This is a genomic window from Pseudoclavibacter sp. CFCC 14310 (assembly GCF_008831165.1).
Lineage (GTDB): Bacteria > Actinomycetota > Actinomycetes > Actinomycetales > Microbacteriaceae > Pseudoclavibacter_A.
In genome coordinates, this window is the sequence record NZ_WBKC01000003.1 from 397,370 (window position 1) to 415,438 (window position 18,069).

An 18,069-nucleotide genomic window follows, 5' to 3' on the forward strand; every position below is an offset into this window, starting at 1 on the left:
TGCGAGCGTTCAGCCGTGCGCGGCGCACCGACAGTGACCGACGCTCGCTCTGGTCGTCGGCGCTTGATGACTGCACTGGCGTCGATCGGCGCAGTCGCTGCGTTCGCGCCCGCGCTGAGCGGATGCACCGGTACCGTTCCGATGGAGCCTGCGCCCAAAGCCGATGACCCGGCATGCGCAGAGATCATCGTTCGTCTGCCTCCGACACTGGGCGAGCAGCAGAAGCGCCGCACCAATGCGCAGGCGACCGGGGCTTGGGGCAAGCCGGCGACGATTCTGCTGACCTGCGGGGTCGTCGAGCCAGAGGTCAGCAGCCAGAGCTGTGTGACCGTGAACGACGTCGACTGGCTCGTCGACGACACAGACGACCCGACCTACCGGTTCACCACCTATGGCCGCAGCCCGGCCACTGAACTGGTCATCGACTCGACTGCGGTGTCAGGCAACAGCGTGCTCGCCGAAATCTCGCCGGCGGTGCAGCGCATTCCTGCGACGAAGCACTGCCACTGAGGTCTCAGCGCAGCGGCTCGTGTTCGAGTGCCTGATCGATGAGATCGGTGATCAGATCTCCGTAATCGAGGCCAGACGCGTGCCACAGCTGGGGGAACATCGAAATCGGAGTGAACCCCGGGATGGTGTTCACCTCGTTGACCACGACCCCGTCAGGGGTCAGGAACACGTCGACACGACACAGGCCGTGGCAGTCCAGAGCCTCGAACGCCGCTTTGGCGACTCGACGCAGCTCGGCGAGCTCGTCGTCGGTGACGTCTGCCGGGCACACCGTACGTGCCGGGCTGTCGGCCAGGTACTTGGCCTCGAAGTCGTAGAACCCCTCGCCTGAGACGACGATCTCGCCGGCCACCGCGCTGACGCGGGTGCCGGAGCCGTGCAGTGAGCCCAGCACGCCCAGTTCGATCTCGCGACCGGTGACCCCTGCTTCGATCAGTGCTTTGTCGTCTTCGGCGAACGCGATCTCAAGCGCCGCATCCAGCTCGGTGTCGCTGGTCACCTTCGAGACGCCGACGCTCGAGCCCGCACGGGCAGGCTTGACGAAGAGCGGCAGGCCGAGCCCGGCCGCTCGACCGTGCACCTCGGCGGGTGCGACGCGAAATTCGTCGGGGCGCACTGTCACGTAGCGGCCGACGTCGATGCCGGCGGCCTCGAGCACGATCTTCGTGTACTCCTTGTCTGTGCCGACGGCAGATGCGAGCACCCCCGACCCGACATAGGGCAGATCGGCCATCGCGAGCAGCCCCTGAATCGTGCCGTCTTCGCCGAACGGGCCATGCAGCAGCGGCAGCACCACATCGATCTCGCCGAGGTCGGTGACGGTGCCGTCATGGGCGATGGCACGCAGGTGGTGATCCTCTGTGCCGCTGGGCCAGATCACGGTCGTGTCAGAAGGGGCCAGTTCGGGCAGCTGGCCGTCGACGAGCTGAAAACGCTCGGCGTCGTCGGGCTGCAGCACGAAACGCCCTGAGGCAGTGATGCCCACCGGCACCACGTCGAAGCGTTCGCGATCGATCGCGCCGAGCACGCCGCCTGCCGTCGCGACGCTGATCGCATGTTCGCTCGAGCGACCGCCGAACACGACCGCGACTCTCTGCTTCGTCATCGGATCTTGTCTCCTCCGGCCGTGGCATCGGCCAGGGCCTCTTCGTTACGGGGTGTGATGTGCACGGTGAGGTCGGCCGGATTCATGCGCCCGTCGAGCACCTGAGCCACTTGGCTGACGATCGGCATCTCGACACCGTGCTCACGGGCCAGATCGAGCACGGGCCGCACAGATCCGATGCCTTCGGCCGTCTGCTGCATGCGATGCACGACTTCGTCGAGCGGATGCCCTTGGCCGAGTAGACGCCCGGCGGTGTGGTTGCGTGACAGCGGCGACTCGCAGGTGGCGATCAAATCGCCGAGTCCGGCGAGACCGACCAGCGTCTCAGGGCGACCGCCGAAGGCCACGGCGAACCGACTGATCTCTTCGAGCCCGCGGGTGATGATCGCGGCCTTCGTGTTCTCGCCGTAGCCGACGCCCGCGACGATGCCGACGGCCAGCGCGATCAGGTTTTTCAGCACCCCGCCGTACTCCGTGCCGACCACATCGTCATTGGCGAATGCCGAGAAATACCGATTGGTGACGCACTGAGCCACCCACTCGGCCAGGGCCAGGTCGGCTGAGGCCACAGCCGCAGCCGCAGGCTCCTCGGCAGCGATCTCACGGGCGATGTTCGGGCCGCTCAGCACGCCGAGTCGTGCGATGTCCCAGTCGATCTCGTTGACGAGCACTTCGCTCATCCGCAGCATGCTGCCGCGTTCCAGCCCCTTGATCAGGCTGACCAGCACGGCGTCGCTCGGCAGGTGTGCGCTGAGCGCAGAGAGACTCGCCCGCAGCTGCTGCGAGGGCACCGAGAGAAAGACCAGGTCGCTGCGCCTCAGTGCGTCGTGCGGGTCGGTGGTCGCGTGCAGCGACTCGGGCAGTGTGACATCGGGAAGGTACTGTTCGTTGCGATGCCGCTCGTTGATCTGTTCGGCGACTTCAGCACGCCGCGCCAGCACCGTGGTCTCGCAGCCAGCGTCAGCAAGCACTTTCGCGAAAGTGGTGCCCCACGACCCGGCGCCGACGACCGCTGCGCGGATCACTTGGTGTCTCCGGCGGCCTCGATCGGTTTGGGCCCACGCAGGGTCTCGACTTCGGCGGTGATCGCAGCCATGACATCCGCCGTCGCCTCGGCGAACTCGGCTCCGGTGTGCAGGTTCGCGAAGCGCTCGGCAGGAATCGGTTCGCCGATCTGCACGGTGAAGCGTTTGCGGGGAAAGATGTGCAGTCCTTTGCCATACGGCGGCAGGATCTCTTGAGCGCCCCACTGCCCCACCGGCACGATCGGCACGTTCGCCTCTTGGGCCAGGCGCACCGCACCACTCTTGCCCTTCATCGGCCAGAGGTCGGGGTCACGCGTCAGCGTGCCCTCCGGGTAGATCTGAACGGTCTGTCCTTTCGCCAGCCACTTGGCCGCCGATTCGACCGACGCACCTCCGTGGCCGTGACGGTCGACGGGGATCTGACCGGAGTCGCTCAGCACCCAGCCGACGATCGGCAGTTTGAACAGCGAGGCCTTCGCCATGAAATGCGGCATGCGACGCGCCTCCCAGACGAAGCGGATCATCAGCAGCGGGTCGAGCTTGGTCACGTGGTTCGCAACGAGGATGTACGGCCCATCGGGCAGACGGTCGAGTCCGCGGAACTCACAGCGCGCAAGGATCTTCGACACCGGCACGATGATCAGCGCCACGACGTACGCGATCAGGGGGTACTCGGTCTTGCGCCGTCGTTTTCTCGTCATGACCTCGCCGGTAGTGTCTTCGGGCGCCAAGAGGCGCGCTTGTCCTCGAAGCGGCTGATCGCCTCTTCGTCTCGCAGGGTCAACGAGATGTCGTCGAGACCTTCGAGCAGCCTCCATCGTACGTCGTCGTCGATGTCGAACGAGAACTCCTCATCGCCGACGCGCAGCGTGCGGGCGACAAGGTCGACCGTCGCCTCAAGCCCTGGGTCTTCGTCGATCAGCGCCCAGACCCGTTCGGTGTCCCCCTCGCTGAGCACTCCGGCGACCAGCCCTTGTTTCCCGGCGTTGCCACGGAAGATGTCACCGAATCGCGGTGAGAAGACGGCGCGGAATCCATAGTCGTGCAGTGCCCAGACGGCATGTTCGCGCGACGAACCGGTGGCGAAGTCCGGGCCGGCGACCAGAATGCGCGCCGGTGCGAACGCGGGGTCGTTCAGCATGAAGTCCGGGTTCTGCCGCCAGCGGTGGAACAGCGCGTCTTCGAAGCCGGTCTTGGTCACACGTTTCAGATAGACCGCAGGCAGAATCTGGTCGGTGTCGACGTTCGACAGCTTGAGCGGCGCGACGACGGCGGTCAGCGTGGTGAACTTCTCCATGTCAGCGCACCTCCAACGGCAGCAGCCGGGTCTGTGTTTCGGGCATCGGTCGTGCGCTCTCCGGATGCTCGCCGAGCGGAGCGAAGTGCCTGCTGCGCCGCAGCTGCTCGTTCGAGATGCCCAGATCGCTCGGTGACGACAGCGTGCCGCGAACAGCGGTGGCGGCGGCGACCAGAGGCGACACCAAATGAGTGCGCCCGCCCTTGCCCTGTCGGCCTTCGAAGTTGCGGTTCGACGTCGACGCCGCCCGCTGCCCGGGTGAGAGCTGGTCGGGGTTCATGCCCAGACACATCGAGCAGCCTGCGAAGCGCCACTCGGCACCGAATGATGTGAAGATGCGGTCGAGCCCCTCGGCCTCTGCCTGCATGCGCACTCGTGCCGATCCCGGCACGACCATCACGCGCAGCCCCTCGGCCTTGCGCCGCCCGTCCATCACCGAGGCGGCCTGTCTCAGGTCTTCGATTCGCCCGTTGGTGCATGAGCCGATGAACACGGTGTCGACCGCGATGTCGCGCATCGGGGTGCCTGCTTGGAGCCCCATGTACTCGATCGCACGGCGGGCTTCACGCTGGTCGTTCTCGTCGTCGTAGGATGCCGGATCGGGCACCGATGACGACAGCGCCACGCCCTGGCCGGGGTTCGTTCCCCACGTCACGAAGGGCTCCAGCGTGTCGACGTCGATGTCGACCTCACGGTCGAAGACGGCTTCGGAGTCACTGTGCAGCGTGCTCCAGTAGGCGACTGCGTCGTCCCACTCCTGCCCCTGAGGAGCGTGCGGGCGTCCTTTGACATAGGCGAAGGTGGTCTCGTCTGGAGCGACCATGCCGGCTCGGGCCCCGGCTTCGATCGACATGTTGCAGATCGTCATGCGACCCTCCATCGACAGCGCCCGGATGGCTGATCCGCGGTACTCGAGGATGTAGCCCTGACCTCCGCCGGTGCCGATCTTCGCGATGACGGCGAGGATGATGTCTTTGGGCGTCACTCCGGGGCGAAGCCTGCCTTCGACGTTGATCGCCATGGTCTTGAACCGCTTGAGCGGCAGCGTCTGCGTCGCCAGCACGTGCTCGACCTCGCTGGTGCCGATGCCCAGCCCGATGGCGCCGAACGCGCCATGCGTCGAGGTGTGCGAATCGCCACAGACCACGGTGATGCCAGGCATGGTGAGCCCGAGCTGTGGGCCGACGACGTGCACGATGCCCTGGTCGTCGTCGCCGAGCTGATGCAGTCGCACGCCGAACTCTTTGACGTTCTGGCGCAGCGTGTCGATCTGCACGCGACTGACCGGATCGGCGATCGGGCGGTCGATATCGATCGTCGGTGTGTTGTGGTCTTCGGTTGCGATGGTCAGATCAGGCCGACGCACAGGACGACCAGCCTGGCGCAGGCCGTCGAACGCCTGCGGACTCGTCACCTCGTGCAGCAGATGCAGGTCGATGTAGAGCAGGTCTGGTGCCCCGTTCTCACCTGCTGTGACGACGTGGGCGTCCCAGATCTTCTCGGCCAGTGTGCGAGGGCGAGATGCTGAGTGCTGTGTCTCTGACATGTTGGTCATACTCTTCTCCATTCGGCTTCAGACCACGGTGAGACTCCGCGACGAGTGGATCTGTCAGAACTCGATCTCGTCGCGGCACCCAAGAAGAAGCCGCTGGAACTGCATGGCCGAGATTTTACCACGCAGGTCGGCAGCAGCCTGCGTCCGCCTGGGAGAGGAAGCTCAGAGACGCACGCCCGGCATCGGCCCTCGTTCCCCGCTTCGCCGTGCGTCTCGACGAGCTTTCATCAGACTCGCCACGGTGGCGGTGACCATCGACACCAAGATGACCGAGAGTGATGTCCATGTGCTGATCTCAGGGGCCCAAGTGATCGGCTGACCGCCGTTGACGAACGACAGCTCGTTCACGTGCATCGCGTGGAAGACGAGCTTCACGCCGATGAACGCCAGGATGAATGCGATGCCGTACTTGAGATATTCCAGCTTCTCGAGGAGTCCGCCGAGCAGGAAGTACAGCTGGCGCAGGCCCATCAGGGCGAAGACGTTGGTGGCGAAGACCAAGAAGGCGTTCTGTGTGATGCCGAAGATCGCGGGAATCGAGTCGAGTGCGAAGAGAAGATCAGTGCTGCCGATCGCCAGAAAGACGATGACCATCGGCGTCCAGAAGCGCTTGCCGTCAATGGTCGTGCGCAGCTTGGAACCATCGAACTCGTCGGTGATGGCCACACGCTTGCGAAGCGTGCGAATGAGCAGGTTGTCTTCCTGCCCCTCGTTGTCGTTCTCCTTGCCGAACGCCTGCTTCCATGCGGTGTAGACGAGGTACGCGCCGAAGAGGTAGAAGACGAAGCTGAAGCTCTCGATCAGCTGCGCGCCGAGCAGAATGAACACGCCACGCAGCACCAGCGCCACGATGATGCCCACCATGAGCACCTCCTGCTGGTACTTCTTCGGCACACCGAAGCGAGACATGATGATGACGAAGACGAAGAGGTTGTCGATGCTGAGCGAATACTCAGTGAGCCAGCCGGCGATGAACTCGCTGCCGTGCTGGGCATCGCCGATGACGAACAGCGTGCCGGCGAAGATCAGCGCCAGCAGCACATAGAAGCCAACCCAGAGGCTCGCCTCTTTCATCGATGGCACGTGTGGTCGTTTGACGACCAACAGCAGATCGGCCACCAGAATCAGCAGCATGACGATCGTCGAGCCGATTTCGAACGAGACGGGCAAAACGGGTTCCATAGACGGAGGATTCCTCTCGAGGCCGGTCAGATGCACCGACCGATGGTGCACTGGTATGGCCGAAAGTCTCTCCCACGTCGCTCGGACGCCCGCCGGCCGGTCAGATGATGGCATCTGGCGTATTGACGACCAAACGATATCGGGATACTCCCCTTCGCAGGTGGCAACTCTAGCATGTCTCGCCGAGAGCCACAGCGGTATAGTCGGCAGCGTCGCGTTAACCCCACTAGACCTTGTCAGAGGAGAGCACCATGACGACGATCGCTCAGAATCTCATCGACACCCTTGAACAGAACGGTGTCTCACGAATCTACGGAGTCGCAGGTGACTCCCTCAACGGCATCACCGATGCCATCCGCACCAGCGACGGCATCGACTGGGTGCAGGTGCGTCACGAGGAGTCAGCGGCCTTCGCCGCAGGCGCGGAGTCACAGCTGACCGGAGAGATCGCCGTCTGCGCCGGCTCGTGCGGCCCGGGCAACCTGCACTTGATCAACGGACTCTTCGACGCCAACCGCTCCCGCACTCCAGTGCTCGCCATCGCCGCGCACATCCCCAGCGAAGAGGTCGGCACCGGCTACTTCCAAGAGACCCACCCGCAGGATCTCTTTCGCGAGTGCAGCGTCTACGCCGAGCTGGTCTCGAACGCGAAGCAGATGCCTCGGCTGCTCGAGATCGCCATGCGCACGGCGATCGAGCGTCGTGGTGTCGCCGTTCTCGTCATCCCCGGAGACGTCGCGCTCACCGAAGCTCTCGACAGCCGTGTGACGAAGATCACACCGACGCATCCCGTGGTGCGCCCCAGCGACGACGAGCTGCAGAATCTCGCGAACGTGCTCAACGGAGCCGACAAAGTGACCATCCTGGCCGGTGCCGGCGTTCAGGGCTCGCATGACGAGCTGGTGCAGATCGCAGACACGCTCGGCGCGCCGGTCGTGCACGCGCTGAGAGGCAAGGAGTTCGTCGAGTACGACAACCCCTTCAGCGTCGGCATGACCGGGCTGCTCGGCTTCGCGTCAGGGTATCGGGCCATTGATGCGGCTGACGTGCTGCTCATGCTGGGCACCGATTTTCCGTACCCACAGTTCTACCCCGAGAATGCGACGGTCATCCAAGTCGACATCCGTGGTGAGCAGCTCGGGCATCGCACACCGCTCGACATCGGTCTGGTCGGCGATGTCGGCGACACTGTGCGGGCTCTGCTGCCTCTGCTTGACCGCAAGCAGAACCGCGAGCATGTCAAAGACGCGCTCAAACACTACAAGTCGACTCGCGCGAAACTCGACGAACTCGCGACCCCCGGCCGCCGCGATCACGGCCCGCTGCATCCGCAGTACGTCGCGAAAGTCGTCGACGAACTCGCGTCAGACGACGCCGTGTTCCTGGCCGACGTCGGCTCTCCTGTGGTTTGGGCCGCACGCTATCTGACCATGAACGGCCACCGCCGTCTGCTCGGCTCGTTCACGCACGGGTCGATGGCCAACTCTGTGCCACAGGCGATCGGCGCGCAGATGGCGTACCCAGATCGCCAGGTCGTCACGTTCAGCGGTGACGGCGGACTCACCATGATGCTCGGCGACCTGCTGACGCTGACGCAGTCGAAGCTGCCGGTCAAGATGGTCGTCTTCAACAACTCGTCGCTCAACTTCGTCGAGCTTGAGATGAAGGCCGCTGGCTTCGTGAACTACGGCACCGGCCTGGAGAACCCGAACTTCGCCGACCTCGCCAATGGCGCCGGCATCTTCGGCCAGCGCGTCGAGCGTCCAAGCGAGCTCAAGCCCGCCCTTGAGGCGGCATTCGCCCACGACGGGCCTGCGCTGATCGACGTGGTCACCAACCGGCAGGAGCTCTCAATGCCTCCGACGGTGAAGGCGGAGCAGATGAAGGGCTTCGCGCTGTACGCCATCCGCACGGTGATGTCAGGACGCGGCGACGAGCTGCTCGACCTCGCGCAGACCAACTGGCGTCAGCTGTTCTGACGCACTGAGACGGCGACGCGCCGGCGATTCTCTTTGGTGCATGACGAAGGGGCTCGCCCCGGAATGAAGATTCCGGGGCGAGCCCCTTCTGCGTCTACAGACTGAACGGTGTCCACAGACTGACGAGGCACACCTGCTGCCGCAGGCCCGACCCGTCAGCAGCGATCAATGACCGCCGTCGAAGTTGGCCTCGTCGAACGGATCCTTGCCGCTCAGCACCTTCTTGACCTGCTCGTGATCGATCTCTTTCGTCCAGGTGCCGACGAGCACGGTCGCGATCGCGTTGCCCGCGAAGTTCGTCAGAGCGCGAGCCTCAGACATGAAGCGGTCGATGCCGACGACGATGCTGACGCCGTTGACCAGGTCGGGACGAGCTGCCTGCAGGCCGCCGGCCAGCGTGGCGATGCCGGCGCCGCTGACGCCCGCAGCTCCCTTCGAGGCGATCATCATGAACAGCAGCAGACCGATCTGCTCCTGAATCGACATCGGGTTGCCCATGGCGTCAGCGATGAACAGCGACGACATCGTCAGGTAGATGGCCGTGCCGTCCAGGTTGAAGGAGTAGCCGGTCGGCACGGTGATGCCGACGACCGCTTTGTCGACGCCCAGGTGCTCCATCTTGCCGATCAGACGCGGCAGTGCGCTCTCTGATGACGAGGTGGCCAGAATCAGCAGGAACTCCTTGCCCAGGTACTTCAGGAACGAGAAGACGTTCACACGTGCGACGAGCCAGAGGATCGCTCCCAGAATGACGAAGACGAACAGCGCACAGGTGACGTAGAAGCCCACCATGACCGAGACCAGACTGCCGAGACCGCCCCAGCCGGTCGCTCCGATCAGGGCGGCCAGACCGCCGAACGCACCGATCGGCGCCACCCACATGATCATGCTCAGAATGCGGAAGACCACTTTCTGAATCGCACCGATGGCCTTGAGAATGGGTTCGGCGGCCGATCCCATGCCCTGCAGGGCGAACCCGGTGAGCAGTGCGACGAACAGCCCGGGCAGCACGTTGCCGCTGGCGAACGGCTCGACGAGGCTCGCCGGAATGATGCTCAGTATGAAGTCTGTGAGATTGGTTGCCTCACCGCTGGCACCGGGGATCTTGGCCGGGTTGGCAAGCAGCTCGGAGACGTCCAGGCCGGTGCCCGGCTTGATGATGTTGCCCACCACGAGACCGATCGCGAGGGCGACGACTGACATGATGATGAAATACCCGAGGGCCAGCCCGCCGATCTTGCCGACGGTGGCGGCTTTGGCGATCGAACCGATGCCGAGCACGATCGTGCAGAAGATGATCGGAACGATCATCATCTTGATCAGCGAGACGAACCCGGTGGCCAGCGGCTTCATCGCCACGGCGGCATGCGGCGCCACGAACCCGAACACGATGCCCAGGACCGCTGCGACGATCACCAGCACGTAGAGCCACGTGGTCTTCGGCTTTTTCTGTTTGGGTCGGTCGACGCCGCCCTTGGACTTATCAATCTGTGTGTTCATGACTGATCGCTCTTTCACTCTTCCCCATTGAAGCGACGCACGATCGCGGTGACCGTGTGCTGACGTCGGTGGTCAGGCCAACGACGAACGTATACACGATACACCTGTCGAGCAGCTGTCCGACTGCTACTGCAACGCCGATGTCAGGCGACAGATGTTGTCGGCCATGCGCTTGTACCACGGGCGCGTGCTCCACTCGCCCAGAGTCAGCTGAACGCTGCTGCTGCGATAGAGTCGCGCGATGTCGCCCAGCACGTTCGCCGTGGCTTCGCCGTAGAGCAGCACGGTGACCTCCATGTTCAGCGTGAACGAACGCATGTCCATGTTGCTCGAGCCGAGAGCCGAGACCTGATCGTCGACGATGACGTACTTCGTGTGCAGCAGCGCCGGTGCTCGATAGCGCCAGATGCGCACTCCCATTTGCAGCAGCTGTTCGTAGTAGGAGCACTGCGCATGATGTACGAGAAACTGGTCTGCCATCTCTGAGACATAGAGGTCGACATTGATTCCTCGAGCGCGAATGTTCGCCATGGCGTACAGCATGGCGTCGTTGGGCACGAAGTAGGGGCTGACGATCTCGACGCTGTGGCGCGCGTGATAGAGCAGCGCCAGAAACATCTGCAGATTCGACTCGCTGGCGTAGCCCGGCCCGCTGGGAACCACCTGACACTGCACCGGCCCGCGCAGCTCATGGACGTTGCGGGCGAAACGCCTCTGAAGAGACTCCTCGATGACCTCTTCGCCGACCTCGATGAACCAGTCGGTCGCGAATACCGCGTCGAGCTCGGCGACCACCGGCCCCTCGAAGCGGGCCATCAGGTCGATCCAGCGCATCCCCCGTCTGATCGCCTTCGGCTTGTGGTAGCTGGGATGCACCAGATTGAGCGACCCGGTGAAGCCCACCTCGCCGTCGACGGTGACGATCTTTCGATGGTTGCGCAGGTCGGGCCGCTGCATGTGCCCCCGCATCGGTTTGAACGGCAGCGTGTAAGCCCACGTCGCACCGATGGCATCGAGCTCGCGCCGAGTCTGGGCGAAGCCGCGGGTGCGGCGTGAGGCCCAATAGTCGATGAGGATGCGTACGGTCACGCCGCGCTGCACGGCTCGTCGCAGCGCGGCGAAGAACGGCGCGGTCGTCTCGTCGTAGGCGAGGATGTAGAACTGCACGTGCACCCGTTGCTGCGCACGGTCGATCTCTGCGATCATCGCGTCATACGACTCCAGGGTCTCGTGCATGATGTGCACCTGATTGCCGCCGACGAGCGGCATGCCGCCCAGCCGCTGGTTGAGGTCGATGACTTCGACGAACCAGTCGGGCGCATTGCCCAGCGCCGTCTCGACGTGCAGCGTCGGCGACTTGCCGTTGATGCGCAGGGCGGCCTCACGCTGCTTCTCGCGGCGCTGCTTCGGCAGGTGGTTCGTGCCGATGGCCAGAAAGAGCAGAAAGCCGATCAGCGGAAAGAACGTGACCGTCATCAGCCATGCGGTGCCCGATGCGGGGGTGCGGTTGCGCGGCACGATGAACAGCGCCACGAGTCGCAGTGCCAGGTCGATGACGATCAGGATGCCAAGCACCCAAGTGAGCACGGTCGGGAATTCCACGAGCAGACGCTCAGGGCTTCAGACGGTTCGACGCCTCGGTGTGGTGATGGATCACTTCGGCGATGATGAAGTTGAGGAACTTCTCGGCGAACTCCGGGTCAAGGTTGGAGTCGACGGCGAGCGCTTTCAACCGCGCGATCTGCTGATGCTCGCGGTCGCTGTCAGTCGCCGGCAGGCCGTGTCGCGCTTTGAGCACACCGACCTCTTTGGTGCATTTGAAACGTTCGGCCAGAATGTGAATCAGCGCGGCGTCGAAGTTGTCGATGCTCTCTCTGATCTCGCTCAGTCGCGCCGGAATCTGTTGTTCGTGTTGCACCATGTCTCCATCCTAGTTAACGCGCAGTTGATACGATCAGCAGGCCAGTGCAGTTCTATTGGGAAGGCTGGATCACGATGTCGAAGAGCAAGAAGGCCGAGAAGGCTGCCGAAGAGGCCTTTGAGAAGGCTGCGAAGGCAGTGAAAGAGGCTCGCCGCCTCGCCGACAAGGCCGGCAAAAAGGCCAAGAAGCAGGCCAAACAGCTGGAGTCGACGCTCGAGAAGCTCGCCAAACGCGCACAGGAGCGCCTGGTAGAGCGTTCGACGGTCACGACCCCTGAGGTGGCCGTGCCGACGGCTCCGAAGAAGGCCGAAGCTGCGGGCAAGGCGGCGAAGCCCGCTCAGAAGGGCGCGTCGAAGTCGAAGGCAGCCGCCGCGAAGCGACCCGCTCAGTCTGATCTCAGCGAGAAGACGGTCGTCGAGCTGCGCGCGCTGGCACGCGAGCGCGGTCTGAGCGGCTACTCCCGTCTGACCAAAGCCGATCTGATCGCACTGCTGCAGCGCTGATCGCGGCAGCAGCACGGCATCCGCCATTTCTGGCGCGGGTGCGTCTGCAAGGCCACCCGAGCACGCCCACCGGCGCCCGGGTGGTCTTGCCGTTTAACGCCGAAGTCGTCGCCGTGAGAGCCAGTTGCCCAGCCCCTGCACCACCTGCACGATGATCACAATGATCACGACGGTCGTCCAGGTGATCACGGGGTTCGCCTGTCGGTACCCGTACTGGATCGCATAGTTACCGAGGCCGCCGGCCCCCACGACGCCGGCCACCGCAGACATGTCGATGATCGCAACGAAGGCGAAGGTGTAACCGAGGATCAGAGCGCCCAGCCCCTCGGGGATCAGCACTTGGAAGATGATGCGCGGCAGGCCGGCCCCCATCGCCCGGGCAGCTTCGATCACACCGGGGTTGACGGTGACCAGGTTCTGCTCGACCAGACGCGCGATGCCGAAGGTCGCCGCGAGCACCATGGTGAACGTCGCCGCCTGGATGCCGATGCCGATGCCGACGACTGAGCGGGCGAGCGGCTGCACCGCGGCGATGAAGATGACGAATGGAATCGGGCGGAAGAAGTTCACCAGCACGTTGATGATCTGGAAGACGAACCGGTTGGCCAGCAGGTTGCCTTTGCGCGTCAGGTACAGCACGAGGCCGAGCACTAGCCCGAGCACGCCGCCCAGTGCGACAGCGATGACGACCATGTAGAGCGTCTCGCCGGTCGCCGCGATGAGATCTGGAATGGTCTGGTTCCAGTCGATGGGCTTCATGTCAGGCCACCTCTTCGATGTTTGCGTCGTCGACGGCTGTCGCGATGAATTCGGCGACCACCGGCGTCGAGCCAGTGACCTCATAGAGCAGGTAGCCGAAGCCGCGGCCCTGGATCGTGCTGACCCCGCCGTAGATCAGCTCGAGATCGAGGCCGTCGCGGTCTGCTGCGGCATGTTCGAGAGCCTTCTGAGCAGTGTCGCCGTCGAGCACCCGCACGCTGAGCAGGCGGCCGGGGTGCAGAGCGCGGAGCTCCTGCATCTCGGTCTCGGGCGGGGTCGGACTCACCAGTGTGCGCACGAATCTGCGCGTGACGTTCTGCTTCGGGTTCGAGAACGTGTCGTAGACCTCGCCCTGCTCGACGACGCGCCCGTGCTCCATCACGACCACGTGGTCGGCGATGCTGCGCACGACGTCCATCTCATGCGTGATGATGACGATCGTGACGCCGAACTCGCGGTTGACCCGGCTCAGCAGGGCGAGCACCTCTTGAGTCGTCTCGGGGTCGAGCGCGCTCGTCGCCTCGTCGGCGAGCAGGATGCGGGGTGAGGTCGCGAGCGCACGAGCGATGCCGACGCGCTGCTTCTGCCCGCCGGAGAGCTGCTCGGGGTAGTTGCGGCTGCGATCGCTCAGACCGACGAAGTCGAGCATCTCCTGGACGCGCGCCTGACGTTCGGCGCGATCTCGCCCGGCGACTCGCAGCGGGAACTCGATGTTCTTCGCGACGGTCTTCGACTCAAGCAGGTTGAACTGCTGAAAGATCATGCCGATGTCGAGGCGTGCCCGTCTCAGATCTCGCTCGTTCAGCGCGGTGATCTCGCGCCCGTCGACCACGATGCGACCTGACGTGGCCGGTTCGAGCGCATTGATCAGTCGGGCGAGCGTGCTCTTGCCGGCACCGGAGTAACCGATGATGGCAGTGATGCTGCCTTCGTCGACCTCAAGATCAACGTCGTCGACGGCCAGAATCGGCTCGGCTCCGCGCTTTGGCGCAGGGTAGGTCTTCGACACCCCGTTCAGAGTGATGAGTGCCATACTGACTTTCCTTCCGGCGTGTGGGTTCCCTGCCCGAGGATACCCGGTGGGCGGTGTGCTGCAGGCTCAGACGTCATTCACCAGGCACCACGCCCAGAAAGACCGGAGGGCCGGAACCGAGTTCCGCCTCTCCGGTCTTCTCTGGCTGATCGAGATCAGGCCTTGTTCGTGATCTGATCCTGCGTCGTCTTGAGCAGCTCCTGCAGCTCAGACGCCGAGGTGGTCAGAGGCGTCGCAGTGTTACCTGAGGCCTCCTGCAGCGCGGCCTGCACGTCTGCGTTTTCCTGGAAGATCTTCACGAGCTTGAGGTAGGTCTCGTTGTCTTTGTCTTCAGCACGGGAGACGAAGATGTTGATGTACGGCTTGGCGCTCTCAGCGTCGGGCTTCGACTGCGCGAGCGGCTCTTTGCCCACGAGATCGGCGTTCTTCAGGAAGTCATTGTTGACGACCGCACCGTCGAGGTCTTGCAGACCATTCGCCGTCTGATCGGCGGAGAGCTCCTTCACCTTGACCTTAGACGCGGCTTCGTCGACGTCACGGGAGTCTGCGACGGCAGTCCACTCTCCTTTCAGCTTGATCAGCCCGGCGTCGACCAGCACGCCCAAGGCGCGAGCCCGGTTGGTCTCGTCGTTGGGCACTGCTACGGTGCCTCCCTCTGGAATCTGGTCGATGCTGTCATGCGTCTTCGAGTAGAGACCGAGCGGGTAGATCGCCGTCGCGCCGATCGGCGTCAGATCCTGGTTGTTCTTCACATTGGAGTTGGCCAGGTAGATGATGTGCTGGAACTCGTTGAGGTCGAGCTCTTTCTCGGCGAGTGCCGGGTTCGGCTGGGTGTACTCGGTGAAGTCGACGATGTCGACGTGGATGCCCTCTGCCGTGGCGGCCTTCTCGAATGCGGCCCACTGCGGGTCGCTCTTACCGACGACGCCAATCTTGACCGGGTTCGACTCGCTGCCCTTCGCAGCGTCAGAGCTGCCGCCGCTTGCGCAGCCGGTGAGCATGGCTCCGACCAACGGGATCGCCACGGCCAGTCCGAACAGTTTCTTTTTCGAGATTCTCAAGGTGCTGCCTTTCATCGTGAGTACAACCATTCAAGTCTGGCGGTCAATCGGGATCGGGCAAAATCTCGCTGACGGTTTGTGAAACAATTCGTCATCATGGCGCGCAGGCGCGTACCCTTTCGTCCGGCTGACGACCGATCTATCCTTGGATCAGCCCTTAACGCAAAGGATTCTGCATGTCTTCAGTCGAGACTCTCCTTCCAGAAGAGATTGAGAGAATTCGCAACGATTTTCCCCTGCTCGAGCGACGCATCGGCGATCACCAGCTGATCTATCTCGACTCGGGCGCCACAGCGCAGCGGCCGATCAGCGTGCTCGACGCCGTGCAGGAGTTCGATGAGATGCGCAATGCCGCAGTGCATCGCGGGGCGCACACTCTCGCCGGCGAGGCCACCGAGCTCTTCGAAGAGGCGCGGCACAAGGTTGCGTCGTTCGTCGGTGCAGACGACGACGAGATCGCATGGACGAAGAACGCCACAGAGGCGTTGAACGCCGTCGCCTACGGATTCGTCAATGCCACGGCAGGTCGCGGAGGCGAGGCCGCGCAGCGGTTCGTGCTGCGGCCCGGTGACGAGATCGTCGTCACTGAGATGGAGCATCATGCCAATCTGGTGCCTTGGCAGGAGGTGGCCGCGCACACCGGCGCCACGCTGCGCTACATCCCGTTGTCAGACAACGGCGCGCTCGACATGGATGCAGCCGAGGGCCTGATCGGAGAGCACACCCGGGTGCTGGCGTTCACTCACGTCTCCAACGTGCTCGGCACCATCAATCAGGTCGGCCGCCTCGTCGAGCTGGCGCAGGCCGCCGGCGCCTACACCGTGCTCGACGCCTGCCAGTCGGCGCCGCACCTTCCGCTCGATCTGCACGCACTCGGCGTCGACTTCGCCGCCTTCAGCGGGCACAAGATGCTCGGACCGACAGGAGTCGGCGCGCTGTACGGTCGCAGCGAGCTGCTCAACGCGCTGCCGCCGTTCATCACCGGCGGGTCGATGATCACGACGGTGACCATGGAGCACACCGATTTCATGCCTGCGCCCACCCGCTTCGAAGCGGGAACGCAGATGGTCGCCCAAGCCGTCGGCTTCGGTGCCGCCGCTGACTACCTCTCGCACATCGGGCTCGACCGCATCGCCGCGCATGAGCATGCGCTCGGTCAGCGTCTCGCCGAAGGCGTCTCGCAGATTCCGGGCGTGCGTCTGCTCGGTCCTGCCGCCGGCGTCGATCGTGCGGGTATGGTCTCGGTCGATGTCGACGGCGTGCACGCGCACGATGTCGGGCAGTTCCTCGACGATCGCGGGATCGCCGTTCGCGTGGGCCATCACTGCGCCCAGCCGGTGCATCGACGCTACGGCGTCACCGCCTCGACGCGGGCGAGCGTCTACCTGTACACCACCGAGGCCGAAGTCGACGCCTTCCTCAACGGGCTCTCAGACGTTCGCGGTTTCTTCGGAGCAGACCGTTGAGCGGCCTGCAGGATCTCTACCAGACCGTCATCATCGAGGAGTCGCGGGAGCGCCGCGGAGACGGCGCATTTGCCGACGGCACTTGGACGGGGCATTCCCACCAGGTCAACCCCACATGCGGCGACGAGATCACACTCGGCGTGCGGTTAGATGCCGACGACTGCATCGAGTCGATCGGCTGGCAGGGTGACGGCTGCTCCATCTCGATGGCGAGCGCATCGCTGCTGACCGATCTTCTGCAGGGCAAGTCGCGCGACGAGGCTCTCGAGCTGATCGGCGAGTTCCGCGGCGTCATGCACTCTCGTGGTCAGCGTGAACCGGATGTCGAGCGTTTCGGAGACGCAGTCGCTCTCGGCGGCGTCAGCCGCTATGTGATGCGAGTGAAGTGTGCGATGCTCAGCTGGGTCGCGTTGGAGGACGCCCTGCGCAAGTCGGAGCACTGAGATGGATGCGGACGCGATCATTCGCATCGTCTATCTGATCGGCATCAGCTCGTTCGCAGTCAGCGGCGTGCTCGCTGCTGCGCGTGCGCACCTCGACTTCTTCGGTGCGCTGCTGGTCGGGCTGCTCTGCGCCGTCGGTGGCGGCACGCTCCGTGAGACGCTGCTCGGCAACACTCCGGTCTACTGGATGCACGATCCCGTCATTCTGGCCACGGTGCTCTCCGTCGCCATCGCGGCGTTCGTCCTCGTTCGCTTCGTCATCATTCCCCGCTGGCTGCTCGAACTGACCGACATCGCCGGTCTGGCGATCGTGTCGGTCATCGGGGCCAAGGCCGCGATCGCGGCGGATGCGACGCCGCTGGCCGTCTTCATCCTGGCTGTGCTCACCGGGGTGACGGGCGAGATCATTCGAGATCTGCTGGTCGCGCAGTCTCCCCCGACGCTGCTCGTGCGAGAGATCTACGCCGCCGCGTCGTTCGCCGGTGCGGTCATGTACTGGGTGCTGCACGTGGCTGGCATCGGAGACCTCACTGCGACGGTGGTCGCCGTGCTGACCATCGCCACGATCCGTGTGCTCGCGATCTGGCGTGGCTGGCACCTGCCCAAGGCACGCCTGCGCGTGCAGCCGAACTCCGGCATCGCCGACGAGCTCTGACGCAGAGAGGCGGGGGGGGGGGGGGGAGGAAAGCCGGGGGCCCGCCCGCGCCGCCCGGTAGGGGGGGGGGGGGGG

The 18,069-nt window shown here is 64.2% G+C and carries 18 protein-coding genes; 6 read left to right on the plus strand and 12 right to left on the minus strand.

Going from position 1 to position 18,069, the window contains the following annotated elements; translation table 11 throughout:
* Window positions 1–66: 66 nt before the first annotated feature.
* Window positions 67–510, plus strand: coding sequence for a DUF3515 family protein (locus F8O06_RS09165; RefSeq protein WP_158038315.1), 444 nt, complete (start codon window positions 67–69; stop codon window positions 508–510).
* Between the two features lie 4 nt (window positions 511–514).
* On the opposite strand, the gene F8O06_RS09170 is transcribed toward F8O06_RS09165, so the two are convergent.
* The 6 genes from F8O06_RS09170 to F8O06_RS09195 all read right to left on the minus strand — a co-directional run bounded on the left by F8O06_RS09170 (window position 515) and on the right by F8O06_RS09195 (window position 6,674).
* Window positions 515–1,615 carry a D-alanine--D-alanine ligase family protein gene (locus F8O06_RS09170; protein ID WP_158038316.1) on the minus strand — a complete coding sequence of 367 codons (1,101 nt, stop codon included), beginning with the start codon at window positions 1,613–1,615 and terminating at the stop codon, window positions 515–517.
* Window positions 1,612–2,640 (minus strand): NAD(P)H-dependent glycerol-3-phosphate dehydrogenase, encoded by a 1,029-nt coding sequence (locus tag F8O06_RS09175; protein ID WP_192496901.1) that lies wholly within the window; start codon window positions 2,638–2,640, stop codon window positions 1,612–1,614. The genes F8O06_RS09170 and F8O06_RS09175 overlap by 4 nt, the downstream gene beginning before the upstream one ends.
* Complete coding sequence (locus tag F8O06_RS09180) at window positions 2,637–3,341, minus strand: lysophospholipid acyltransferase family protein (protein ID WP_192496902.1); 705 nt, start codon at window positions 3,339–3,341, stop codon at window positions 2,637–2,639. Before F8O06_RS09180 ends, F8O06_RS09175 begins: the two co-directional genes overlap by 4 nt.
* Window positions 3,338–3,937: a 3-isopropylmalate dehydratase small subunit gene (gene leuD / locus F8O06_RS09185; RefSeq protein WP_158038318.1), complete on the minus strand. Its 600-nt coding sequence runs from the start codon at window positions 3,935–3,937 to the stop codon at window positions 3,338–3,340. Before leuD ends, F8O06_RS09180 begins: the two co-directional genes overlap by 4 nt.
* Before the next feature lies 1 nt (window position 3,938).
* Window positions 3,939–5,483 (minus strand): 3-isopropylmalate dehydratase large subunit, encoded by a 1,545-nt coding sequence (gene leuC / locus F8O06_RS09190; protein ID WP_158038394.1) that lies wholly within the window; start codon window positions 5,481–5,483, stop codon window positions 3,939–3,941.
* Window positions 5,484–5,654: 171 nt separating this feature from the next.
* Entirely contained in the window at window positions 5,655–6,674 is a 1,020-nt protein-coding gene (locus tag F8O06_RS09195) for a TerC/Alx family metal homeostasis membrane protein (protein WP_158030995.1), read from the minus strand.
* 251 nt (window positions 6,675–6,925) lie between these two features.
* Here F8O06_RS09195 and poxB point away from each other — a divergent pair, with 251 nt between their 5' ends.
* Entirely contained in the window at window positions 6,926–8,653 is a 1,728-nt protein-coding gene (gene poxB, locus F8O06_RS09200; protein WP_158038319.1) for a ubiquinone-dependent pyruvate dehydrogenase, read from the plus strand.
* A 165-nt stretch (window positions 8,654–8,818) separates the two neighbouring features.
* On the opposite strand, the gene F8O06_RS09205 is transcribed toward poxB, so the two are convergent.
* The 3 genes from F8O06_RS09205 to F8O06_RS09215 all read right to left on the minus strand — a co-directional run bounded on the left by F8O06_RS09205 (window position 8,819) and on the right by F8O06_RS09215 (window position 12,074).
* Window positions 8,819–10,153 carry a cation:dicarboxylate symporter family transporter gene (locus F8O06_RS09205; RefSeq protein WP_158030993.1) on the minus strand — a complete coding sequence of 445 codons (1,335 nt, stop codon included), beginning with the start codon at window positions 10,151–10,153 and terminating at the stop codon, window positions 8,819–8,821.
* Window positions 10,154–10,279: 126 nt separating this feature from the next.
* Window positions 10,280–11,755: a cardiolipin synthase gene (gene cls, locus F8O06_RS09210; protein WP_225733454.1), complete on the minus strand. Its 1,476-nt coding sequence runs from the start codon at window positions 11,753–11,755 to the stop codon at window positions 10,280–10,282.
* Between the two features lie 10 nt (window positions 11,756–11,765).
* Window positions 11,766–12,074, minus strand: coding sequence for a chorismate mutase (locus tag F8O06_RS09215; RefSeq protein ID WP_158038320.1), 309 nt, complete (start codon window positions 12,072–12,074; stop codon window positions 11,766–11,768).
* Window positions 12,075–12,148: 74 nt separating this feature from the next.
* Between F8O06_RS09215 and F8O06_RS09220 the strand changes: the two genes are divergently transcribed.
* Window positions 12,149–12,577 (plus strand): Rho termination factor N-terminal domain-containing protein, encoded by a 429-nt coding sequence (locus tag F8O06_RS09220; RefSeq protein WP_158038321.1) that lies wholly within the window; start codon window positions 12,149–12,151, stop codon window positions 12,575–12,577.
* A gap of 93 nt (window positions 12,578–12,670) precedes the next feature.
* Here F8O06_RS09220 and F8O06_RS09225 read toward each other — a convergent pair whose 3' ends face one another.
* The 3 genes from F8O06_RS09225 to F8O06_RS09235 form a co-directional block, all read right to left on the minus strand.
* Entirely contained in the window at window positions 12,671–13,336 is a 666-nt protein-coding gene (locus F8O06_RS09225; RefSeq protein ID WP_158038322.1) for a methionine ABC transporter permease, read from the minus strand.
* Between the two features lies 1 nt (window position 13,337).
* Window positions 13,338–14,369 (minus strand): methionine ABC transporter ATP-binding protein, encoded by a 1,032-nt coding sequence (locus F8O06_RS09230; RefSeq protein WP_158038323.1) that lies wholly within the window; start codon window positions 14,367–14,369, stop codon window positions 13,338–13,340.
* Window positions 14,370–14,524: 155 nt separating this feature from the next.
* The gene (locus F8O06_RS09235) at window positions 14,525–15,430 is read right to left on the minus strand and encodes a MetQ/NlpA family ABC transporter substrate-binding protein (RefSeq protein ID WP_225733455.1); all 906 of its coding nucleotides are present in this window, start codon (window positions 15,428–15,430) and stop codon (window positions 14,525–14,527) included.
* A 176-nt stretch (window positions 15,431–15,606) separates the two neighbouring features.
* Here F8O06_RS09235 and F8O06_RS09240 point away from each other — a divergent pair, with 176 nt between their 5' ends.
* The 3 genes from F8O06_RS09240 to F8O06_RS09250 are packed head-to-tail and all read left to right on the plus strand — an operon-like array spanning window position 15,607 to window position 17,994.
* Window positions 15,607–16,896 carry an aminotransferase class V-fold PLP-dependent enzyme gene (locus tag F8O06_RS09240; RefSeq protein ID WP_158038325.1) on the plus strand — a complete coding sequence of 430 codons (1,290 nt, stop codon included), beginning with the start codon at window positions 15,607–15,609 and terminating at the stop codon, window positions 16,894–16,896.
* Window positions 16,893–17,339, plus strand: coding sequence for a Fe-S cluster assembly sulfur transfer protein SufU (sufU, locus tag F8O06_RS09245; protein ID WP_158038326.1), 447 nt, complete (start codon window positions 16,893–16,895; stop codon window positions 17,337–17,339). The genes F8O06_RS09240 and sufU overlap by 4 nt, the downstream gene beginning before the upstream one ends.
* A gap of 1 nt (window position 17,340) precedes the next feature.
* Complete coding sequence (locus tag F8O06_RS09250; RefSeq protein WP_158038327.1) at window positions 17,341–17,994, plus strand: trimeric intracellular cation channel family protein; 654 nt, start codon at window positions 17,341–17,343, stop codon at window positions 17,992–17,994.
* Window positions 17,995–18,069 lie beyond the last annotated feature (75 nt).

What these genes read in the sequence shown, in the direction of transcription:
- F8O06_RS09165 (WP_158038315.1), top strand. Translation starts at nt 67, where the DNA reads ATGACTGCACTGGCGTCGATCGGCGCAGTCGCTGCGTTCGCGCCCGCG.
- F8O06_RS09170 (WP_158038316.1), bottom strand. Translation starts at nt 1,615, where the DNA reads ATGACGAAGCAGAGAGTCGCGGTCGTGTTCGGCGGTCGCTCGAGCGAA.
- F8O06_RS09180 (WP_192496902.1), bottom strand. Translation starts at nt 3,341, where the DNA reads ATGACGAGAAAACGACGGCGCAAGACCGAGTACCCCCTGATCGCGTAC.
- leuD (WP_158038318.1), bottom strand. Translation starts at nt 3,937, where the DNA reads ATGGAGAAGTTCACCACGCTGACCGCCGTCGTCGCGCCGCTCAAGCTG.
- leuC (WP_158038394.1), bottom strand. Translation starts at nt 5,483, where the DNA reads ATGTCAGAGACACAGCACTCAGCATCTCGCCCTCGCACACTGGCCGAG.
- F8O06_RS09195 (WP_158030995.1), bottom strand. Translation starts at nt 6,674, where the DNA reads ATGGAACCCGTTTTGCCCGTCTCGTTCGAAATCGGCTCGACGATCGTC.
- poxB (WP_158038319.1), top strand. Translation starts at nt 6,926, where the DNA reads ATGACGACGATCGCTCAGAATCTCATCGACACCCTTGAACAGAACGGT.
- F8O06_RS09205 (WP_158030993.1), bottom strand. Translation starts at nt 10,153, where the DNA reads ATGAACACACAGATTGATAAGTCCAAGGGCGGCGTCGACCGACCCAAA.
- F8O06_RS09215 (WP_158038320.1), bottom strand. Translation starts at nt 12,074, where the DNA reads ATGGTGCAACACGAACAACAGATTCCGGCGCGACTGAGCGAGATCAGA.
- F8O06_RS09220 (WP_158038321.1), top strand. Translation starts at nt 12,149, where the DNA reads ATGTCGAAGAGCAAGAAGGCCGAGAAGGCTGCCGAAGAGGCCTTTGAG.
- F8O06_RS09225 (WP_158038322.1), bottom strand. Translation starts at nt 13,336, where the DNA reads ATGAAGCCCATCGACTGGAACCAGACCATTCCAGATCTCATCGCGGCG.
- F8O06_RS09230 (WP_158038323.1), bottom strand. Translation starts at nt 14,369, where the DNA reads ATGGCACTCATCACTCTGAACGGGGTGTCGAAGACCTACCCTGCGCCA.
- F8O06_RS09240 (WP_158038325.1), top strand. Translation starts at nt 15,607, where the DNA reads ATGTCTTCAGTCGAGACTCTCCTTCCAGAAGAGATTGAGAGAATTCGC.
- F8O06_RS09250 (WP_158038327.1), top strand. Translation starts at nt 17,341, where the DNA reads ATGGATGCGGACGCGATCATTCGCATCGTCTATCTGATCGGCATCAGC.